The organism is Pseudomonas sp. Sample_10, from assembly GCF_004321495.1.
GTDB lineage: Bacteria > Pseudomonadota > Gammaproteobacteria > Pseudomonadales > Pseudomonadaceae > Aquipseudomonas.
In genome coordinates, this window is record NZ_RCOE01000157.1 from 1 (window position 1) to 7,928 (window position 7,928).

The window sequence follows — 7,928 nt, forward strand, 5'->3', positions numbered from 1 at the left end:
TGTCGATGTATGGGCTCGAGGATTACACCGTCGTTCGGCATGTGATGTTCAAGCATTAAAAGCATCGCGAGCAAGCTTTGCTCCTACAGGATTGATGTCGTTGGCAGAATGGGTGCACGCCACAAAACCCGTAGGAGCATGGCTTGCCCGCGATGGCGTCACCGCAATCTCAGGGAAGAAACCGACACCAGGCAGCACCAGGCTCCACACCAAAGAAGTCAAAACAATAACCACCGATCCGGGCGGCGCCTCCATGGCACCGCCACGGCCTCGGACATCCGAAATCTGCCGATTTCCCGGAGCAAACACACATGAGTGCATCACCCGATCTCTCTGCAGCCATTGCCGACAGCGATGCCGAGCAACTGCGCAAACTGGGGTACACCTCCAACTTCAACCGCAGCATGAGCCTGTGGGAAAACTTCGCCCTGGGCTTCACTTATCTCTCGCCGGTCGTAGGGGTCTATACCCTCTTCGGCTTGTGCCTCGCCGCTGGCGGGCCACCAATGTTCTGGGCTTATTTGCTGGTCGGTTGCGGCCAGTTGCTGGTGTGCCTGATCTTCGGTGAAGTGGTTTCGCAGTTTCCGATTTCCGGTGGCGTGTACCCGTGGGCTCGTCGCCTGGTGGGCAAACGCTGGGCGTGGATGGTCGGCTGGATCTACTCCATCGCCCTGTGCGTCACCATTGCCGCCGTTGCGGTAGGTGCAGGTCCTTACCTGGCCGCCATGCTCGGTTTTGAGCCGAGCAACAACACCAACATCGTCATTGCCCTGGTGCTGACGTTGTTCGCCACGCTGGTCAACCTGAGCGGCACCAAGACGCTGGCGCGCATCGCCATGTTCGGCTTTCTCTGCGAACTGGTCGGTGCGGTGATCGTTGGCGTCTACCTGTTGCTCTTCGAACGTCATCAGCCGATCAGCGTGCTGTTCAACACCTTCGACATCAGCATCAACGGCTCGTACCTGCCGGCATTCCTCACCGCTTCACTGGCGGGGATGTTCCTGTATTACGGTTTCGAAGCCTGCGGCGACGTGGCTGAAGAAACCCCGAACCCGAGCAAGAAAATCCCGGTGGCCATGCGCATGACCATCTACATCGGCGGCATCGCAGCGATGTTCGCTTGCCTGGCACTGATCCTCGCCGTGCCGGACATGCAAGCGGTGATCAACGGCACCGACAAGGACCCGGTCGGCACCATCCTCAACAACGCCTTCGGCCCGGTCGGTTCGAAAATGGTGATGGGCGTGGTGATGATTTCCTTCATCTCCTGCGTGATCAGCCTGCAAGCGGCGGCGAGTCGCCTGCTGTACTCCTACGCTCGCGACGAAATGGTCATCGGCAGCCGGCTGCTGAAAAAGATTTCGCCTGCGACTCAGGTTCCGGTGGCCGCACTGTTCGTCTCCGGCGTCCTGCCGGCGCTGATCATCATTCTCGGTTTCTTCCTGCAAGATGCGGTCGCCACCATCGTCAGCTTCGCGGCGATCGGCATCTACCTGGCGTTCCAGATGATCGTGCTCGCTGCCCTGTACGCCCGCATGAAGGGCTGGAAGCCCAGCGGCAAATTCACCCTCGGCGCCTGGGGCTGGCCGGTCAACATCGGCGCGCTGGTCTACGGCGTCGGCGCCATCATCAACATGGCCTGGCCACGCACCCCGGATGCCGCGTGGTACATCAACTACGCCATGGTCCTGAGCACGGCCATCGTGATTGGTTTGGGGTTGCTCTACATGTGGATTGCCAAACCGTATGATCACGGTACGGCGCCTGCGGGGGATGCGTGGAAGGTTAGTCGGTAACGACTTCATCTTCGCTGGAACAACCTGCCCGCGGTGATGCGGGCAGGTTACAGTGCATTAGATCAGCTGCGGTCTGGAGAGGGTCTCGAACTCATCTATCAGCAAGTGGATTTCCGTACTGGGGTTAGGTTCGCCGCTGATGGCAACGTCCTCAAGTATTTTCGGCGCCAAGGTTCTCGCCGTTTGAAATGGCTCACCCAGCAATTGGGCAAAATAGCTGATGACCTTGCCTTTCTCGTACTTATCCATGTTGGGTTTTTCTCTCAGGCTCCTGGCGACCAGATCGCCTGAAGAATACTTCCCGACCGCTCTGAAAGGTTTTCGATTGAAACCGAAGTGCAGCAAAAGCCAAAACTCAAAGCAAGGATACGATGCGATGATTCTAATCTTTGGATGAGACCTCGCCATATTCAATGCACGCTGGAAGCAAAGGTGCGTATCGCGATCTAAAACACAAAATACTTTGTCGAAGCGTTTCTGCCTCAGTACTGCTCGCTCAACAATGCCGCTCGGGTGCGTGACGCCGCAGTGAACAATTTCAACCTGCGCCTTGGCTCTAAAATGAAAGGCAGCCTCTTCCAGATAACGCTTCCCTGATTTGCTGTCCTCGCAAAGTACCAGCACTTTTGGTTGGGGCTTGAACCGTGAGGCGTTGCGATCGAAAGACTTACTCGAGCTCGCCATGCTCATCTCTGCCTTATCAGTGGTAACCCGCGATAACGGCCTTCGAAGTAGCGCTTCTCGACGTCTTCACTCTCCCGCCCCTCAAAATCGTGAACGGAAAACAGACACGTAGCGCCATTGACGTCACGCTCGGTAATCCAGAACTGATCCCGTCGCAGGATCTTTTCATTCATGAGGTGAGTGTCGTGGGTTGTGAAAATCAGCTGCGTGTCCAGGCCACTGTCCAAATGCTTGCCGATCAGGTCAGCGACAATTTCGGGATGAAGACTGCTGTTGAGTTCATCGACACAAAGAACTCCGCTGCCACCCGCCTGATTCATCATGAACCAGGGCAACCAGAAGCCAATCAGGTTCTTCGTACCGCATGACTCTTCCGAGATATCGAACGTTGCCTCACCCAGAGCACTGAAATGCGTGAGGGTGACTTTGCTCTTCCGGGCTGCAGCTACGAACTCCTTCAGAGTGAGGTTTCTACTGTCCTGAGCCAGATTGGCATCGTCTGAATTGAGTTCGATGGCAGATACAGGAATGTCCAATGCGCCCAGAAAGTCCCGAAGGTCGTTCGTATGATTCGACACCCTCTGGAGAAACCGGATCGACGCCGTCGATAACTCCCTCATGCTGGTCTGCTCCACCACGAGAACACCAGTTTGAAACCAACTGAACGGCACGCGCAACTGACGCAGCTCTTCACAACTATTGCTAACGGCTTGCGAGAGAAAGAGCATTTTCGGGCTGGTTAAACGCTGCCATGCGCTGTGTACTTCTTTCCCGCCCTCAAGCGCTTTTCCGAAAACATAACACTCTCTCTCGGCGTCGAATTGGCGGTCATACAGTAGTGCTTCTTTGCCTTTTGGATAGCAAACCAGTTGTTCCCGAACGATTCGCTGCCCAGTCAGCCCGAGGACAAACCGATAACGCAGTCCGCCCTGAATAAAGTCGTACTCAAACAGGCTGGGCTCATCCTTGAGTGAACAATCAAAGCGAAAGGGCGAAACGGGTAGCGGCTCATCACTTGAACCGGGGGGCGTCGCCAGTAGCCGACCGACAATTCCCATCGCGCGAATCAATGAGGATTTGCCGGAAGCGTTTGGGCCGTAGATCGAAGCGACTTTCAACAAGTCCGGGAGCTTCTCCGCGCAGGCGGGACTGAATGTATTGCGCGTCTTGCTCAGGCGAGGAGCCGCCGCCATGGACAAGGTTTGCCGGTCACGGAAGGAGCGGTAATTGGAAACCGAAAATTCGATCAGCATGAAGAAAACCTGCAGCTCATTGCCTGGATTCGAATTAATAAAGCAAAAACTAACCTTCAGGTGCCGCTTCGCAGTAGCAGGTGCAAAAACAGGAAATTCCTACAGATCCGCCCTTCCTGAAAATCCCCCGATTCCTACAACAAGCGTCGCCAGAGTAGACTTGGCGCCGCGAGCGCCTGACCGATAGGCTTTGTCCCGTCGCTGCCAAATCAGCGATCCGGAGTCGAAGCCGGAACACGTCAAAACGGTGCTTGCGCGCCCCCATAGAACTGTGGCTGTTTTTGCCTTCAGTTCTGTTTTATGGCGGGCCGTGTGGCGCGGGCCTTTCGGCTTCCGTTTTGACCTGGAAGTGTCCCGACTTCGAACGCCACTCGGTCCGCCACCCAACCTGTCGAAGGGTTGGTGGCGACTTTCCAAACCAAAACGGAATTCACGCCATGCCAATGCATCCTCAAAACTCGCCTAGTCCCTATTTCGATCCGACCGTCTTCACCCGCCACACCGCTTCCTCCACGCCTTCATGCAGGACCATCAAGCCTGGTTCTGTGTCCAGGATCTTGGTCGCCTGATGGGCAAACCACTGAATGAACGTCTGACCCTGAAACTCGACCCCGACCAACGCCGCAAAGTCTGGTTGCTCAAGGACGGCAAAACAGTTGAAACCCTGATGGTCAGCGAATCAGGTATGTACGCCTTACTGGTTCACCACTTCGTCCCGGAAAACCGCAACCTGCGCCAGTGGTTGAGTAACGAGGTCATACCCTCGATGCGTGCCGCGAAATCAGAAACCATGGAAAACCTGCCCAGCCTGAGCTCATTGAATTGGGCCGGAGTCTCAGTGCCTTTGCTGCATTACCAACATCACGCCTGGATCAAGTGGCGCGACATGCCTGAGCTGATGCATGGACAGCGACCTTCTCCGGCTTTTAGGGCTTGAGTGCATGACCTGTGGCGAGGGAGCTTGCTCCCGCTGGACTGCGAAGCAGTCCTCGTTTTGAAGGTAAAGCGAGGGCCGCTACGCGCCCCAGCGGGAGCAAGCTCCCTCGCCACAGCAAGTTGATGGATCTGGCCAACGTAAAAGCCAAATGGCTTTCACGGTAACCAGCCCTGCTTCAAAACCTCGAAACACTCCTCATCGCATCCACCAGATACCTCATCGCGATCCGGTCGCTCTCCGACAACTCTCGATAGCGTTCCACCAGTTTCATTTCCTCACTGTTCAGACGACGTCTTCGCCGGCCGCTGGCCAGGCATGGAAAGATTCCCAACATTTCGGTGATGCCTTGTACTTTCGACATGGACGATGTCCTTCTCTACGTCAAAGAAAACTTCAGAAACCGCATCGCCCTAATCCTTTTTCAGCAGCGCCTCATGTCAGCTGAACCGCACCGGCCCGAAGGGCATAAACCGGTCATGTACACAGGATAGAAATAATCCGGGCGCTGAAAAGCGGTTTTTAGAGTAATTAGTCGAAAAAAGCAGAAATGCCCTGTAAATCAGAAGGTGCTGTCGGAAATGTTTCCCGACATGTCTTGTTTCATTGCCGCGCCAGCGTGGTGCCATCAATCATTTTTGCTCTGCAATCGAACGGTTTAAGCTAGCGGGCATCTGTTTTAAAGTCCGTTGCGTTTGGCCGAAGGCATGTCCGAACCGATATTTCTGATCCAGCACGTGCCAGGAACGGCGCGGGATTGCTAACGACAGGTTGTATTTATGCATCGCAGGAACTTGCTCAAAGCCTCCATGGCCATCGCTGCCTACACCGGTTTGTCCGCCTCCGGCCTGCTTGCCGCCCGCGCCTGGGCTGCCCCCGGCACCGCCGATGGTGAAGCCAGGGCCTTCGATTTCGAGGCGCTGAAAGTGCAGGCCAAGCAGTTGGCCAGCAATCGCTATCAGGACACCAAACAAGTGCTGCCGCCGACCCTGGCGACGATGACCCCGCAGAACTTCAATGCGATCCGCTACGACGGCGATCATTCGTTGTGGAAGGACAACAAGGGCCAACTGGACGTGCAGTTCTTCCACGTCGGCATGGGCTTCAAGCAGCCGGTGCGCATGTACAGTGTCGATCCGAAAACCCGCATGGCGCGCGAAGTGCATTTCCGCCCGTCGCTGTTCAACTACGAAAACACCACGGTCGACACCAAGCAACTGACCGGCGACCTGGGGTTTTCCGGGTTCAAGCTGTTCAAGGCGCCGGAGCTGGACAAGCACGATGTGGTGTCTTTCCTCGGCGCCAGTTACTTCCGCGCAGTTGATGCCACTGGCCAATACGGCTTGTCGGCCCGTGGTCTGGCGATCGACACCTACGCCAAGAAGCGCGAAGAATTCCCCGATTTCACCAAGTTCTGGTTCGAGACGCCGGACAAGAACAGCACCCGCTTCGTGGTCTACGCCCTGCTCGATTCGCCGAGCGCCACCGGCGCCTACCGTTTCGACATCGATTGCCAGGCCGAGCGCGTGGTGATGGAGGTCGATGCCCACGTCAATGCGCGTACCGCCATCGATCAACTGGGCATCGCGCCGATGACCAGCATGTTCAGCTGCGGCACCCACGAGCGCCGCATGTGCGACACCATTCACCCGCAAATCCATGACTCCGATCGCCTGGCCATGTGGCGCGGCAACGGCGAGTGGATCTGCCGCCCGTTGAACAACCCGGCCACCCTGCAATTCAACGCCTTTGCCGACACCGACCCGAAAGGTTTCGGCCTGGTGCAGACCGATCACGAGTTCGCCAACTATCAGGACACCGTCGATTGGTACAGCCGCCGCCCAAGCCTGTGGGTCGAACCGACCACGGCGTGGGGCGAAGGCTCGATCGATCTGCTGGAGATCCCTACCACCGGCGAAACCATGGACAACATCGTCGCCTTCTGGACGCCGAAGAAACCGGTGGCTGCCGGCGACTCGCTGAACTACGGCTACAAGCTGTACTGGAGCGCATTGCCACCCGTCGGCACGCCATTGGCGCGGGTTCATGCCACGCGTTCGGGAATGGGCGGTTTCACTGAAGGCTGGGCGCCTGGCGAACACTATCCACCGGTCTGGGCACGGCGCTTTGCCGTGGACTTCAACGGTGGCGGCCTGGACCGCTTGCCTGAAGGCACGGGCATCGAACCGGTGGTCACGTGCTCAAACGGCGAGGTCAAGGATTTCAGCGTGCTCAAGCTGGACGACATCAAGGGCTACCGCATCCTCTTCGACTGGTACCCGACCAATGACAGCGTCGCTCCCGTCGAGATGCGCCTGTTCATCCGTACCAACGACCGTACGCTGAGTGAAACCTGGTTGTACCAGTACTTCCCGCCCGCTCCAGACAAGCGCAAATACACCTGATGAACCGGTAGCACCCTGCCACCATTCGGTTTTCCGAACGCGACCTGCGGGTCGGTTCGGTTAACCGGATTTTTTCATCACAACAACACCGCCACAAATATTTAATTTCCTTATAAATCAATGCTTTGACCAATTGGCACTGGTCTGGCACGAGTCATGCTCTACACTTCTTCGACGAATGTCCTTTGCGCGTACTCACGTAGCGCCCAGGCATTTTTGCAGCACAAAAGGGCCGGCCAACTGGCTCCATAAAAAAAACAATGTCGAGGAAAATTTGATGCGCATCGTTCCCCATATCCTGGGCGCAGCCATTGCTGCCGCTCTGATCAGCACGCCAGTTTTCGCCGCCGAACTCACCGGCACCCTGAAGAAGATCAAAGAGTCCGGTGTCATCACCCTGGGCCATCGCGACGCTTCCATTCCGTTTTCCTACATCGCCGACGCTTCCGGCAAACCGGTCGGCTACTCCCACGACATCCAGCTGAAAGTTGTCGAAGCCATCAAAAAAGACCTCGACATGCCGAACCTCCAGGTCAAATACAACCTGGTGACTTCGCAAACCCGTATCCCGCTGGTACAGAACGGCACCGTGGACCTCGAGTGCGGTTCCACCACCAACAACGTCGAGCGTCAGCAGCAAGTCGACTTCTCCGTCGGCATCTTCGAAATCGGTACTCGCCTGCTGTCCAAGGCTGACTCCAAGTACAAGGATTTCGACGACCTCAAAGGCAAGAACGTCGTGACCACCGCTGGCACCACGTCCGAGCGCATCCTCAAGGCGATGAATGCCGACAAGCAAATGGGCATGAACGTCATCTCCGCCAAAGACCACGGCGAGTCCTTCCAGATGCTGGAA

The 7,928-nt window shown here is 56.6% G+C and carries 7 protein-coding genes and 1 pseudogene; 4 read left to right on the forward strand and 4 right to left on the reverse strand.

Features of this window, described 5'->3' with window-relative positions:
* Positions 1 to 48: 48 nt before the first annotated feature.
* Positions 49 to 255: a hypothetical protein gene (locus D8U18_RS15540; RefSeq protein WP_131107932.1), complete on the reverse strand. Its 207-nt coding sequence runs from the start codon at positions 253 to 255 to the stop codon at positions 49 to 51.
* 56 nt (positions 256 to 311) lie between these two features.
* Between D8U18_RS15540 and D8U18_RS15545 the strand changes: the two genes are divergently transcribed.
* Positions 312 to 1,796, forward strand: a complete 1,485-nt coding sequence (locus D8U18_RS15545; RefSeq protein ID WP_130904406.1) for an amino acid permease — start codon at positions 312 to 314, stop codon at positions 1,794 to 1,796.
* 57 nt (positions 1,797 to 1,853) lie between these two features.
* Here the strand turns inward: D8U18_RS15545 and D8U18_RS15550 are convergent, their stop codons facing one another.
* Together D8U18_RS15550 and D8U18_RS15555 are read right to left on the reverse strand one after the other, a co-directional pair.
* Positions 1,854 to 2,480: an RloB family protein gene (locus D8U18_RS15550; RefSeq protein ID WP_131107933.1), complete on the reverse strand. Its 627-nt coding sequence runs from the start codon at positions 2,478 to 2,480 to the stop codon at positions 1,854 to 1,856.
* A gap of 2 nt (positions 2,481 to 2,482) precedes the next feature.
* Positions 2,483 to 3,733 carry an ATP-binding protein gene (locus tag D8U18_RS15555; protein WP_131107934.1) on the reverse strand — a complete coding sequence of 417 codons (1,251 nt, stop codon included), beginning with the start codon at positions 3,731 to 3,733 and terminating at the stop codon, positions 2,483 to 2,485.
* Positions 3,734 to 4,170: 437 nt separating this feature from the next.
* Between D8U18_RS15555 and D8U18_RS15560 the strand changes: the two are divergent.
* Positions 4,171 to 4,670: pseudogene (locus D8U18_RS15560) on the forward strand (Bro-N domain-containing protein).
* Between the two features lie 175 nt (positions 4,671 to 4,845).
* On the opposite strand, the gene D8U18_RS15565 reads toward D8U18_RS15560, so the two are convergent.
* Entirely contained in the window at positions 4,846 to 5,031 is a 186-nt protein-coding gene (locus D8U18_RS15565; RefSeq protein ID WP_056855252.1) for a hypothetical protein, read from the reverse strand.
* 415 nt (positions 5,032 to 5,446) lie between these two features.
* Between D8U18_RS15565 and D8U18_RS15570 the strand changes: the two genes are divergently transcribed.
* Entirely contained in the window at positions 5,447 to 7,072 is a 1,626-nt protein-coding gene (locus D8U18_RS15570) for a glucan biosynthesis protein D (RefSeq protein WP_056855251.1), read from the forward strand.
* A 277-nt stretch (positions 7,073 to 7,349) separates the two neighbouring features.
* On the forward strand, positions 7,350 to 7,928 hold a 579-nt coding region (locus D8U18_RS15575; protein WP_131107935.1), incomplete at its 3' end, for a transporter substrate-binding domain-containing protein.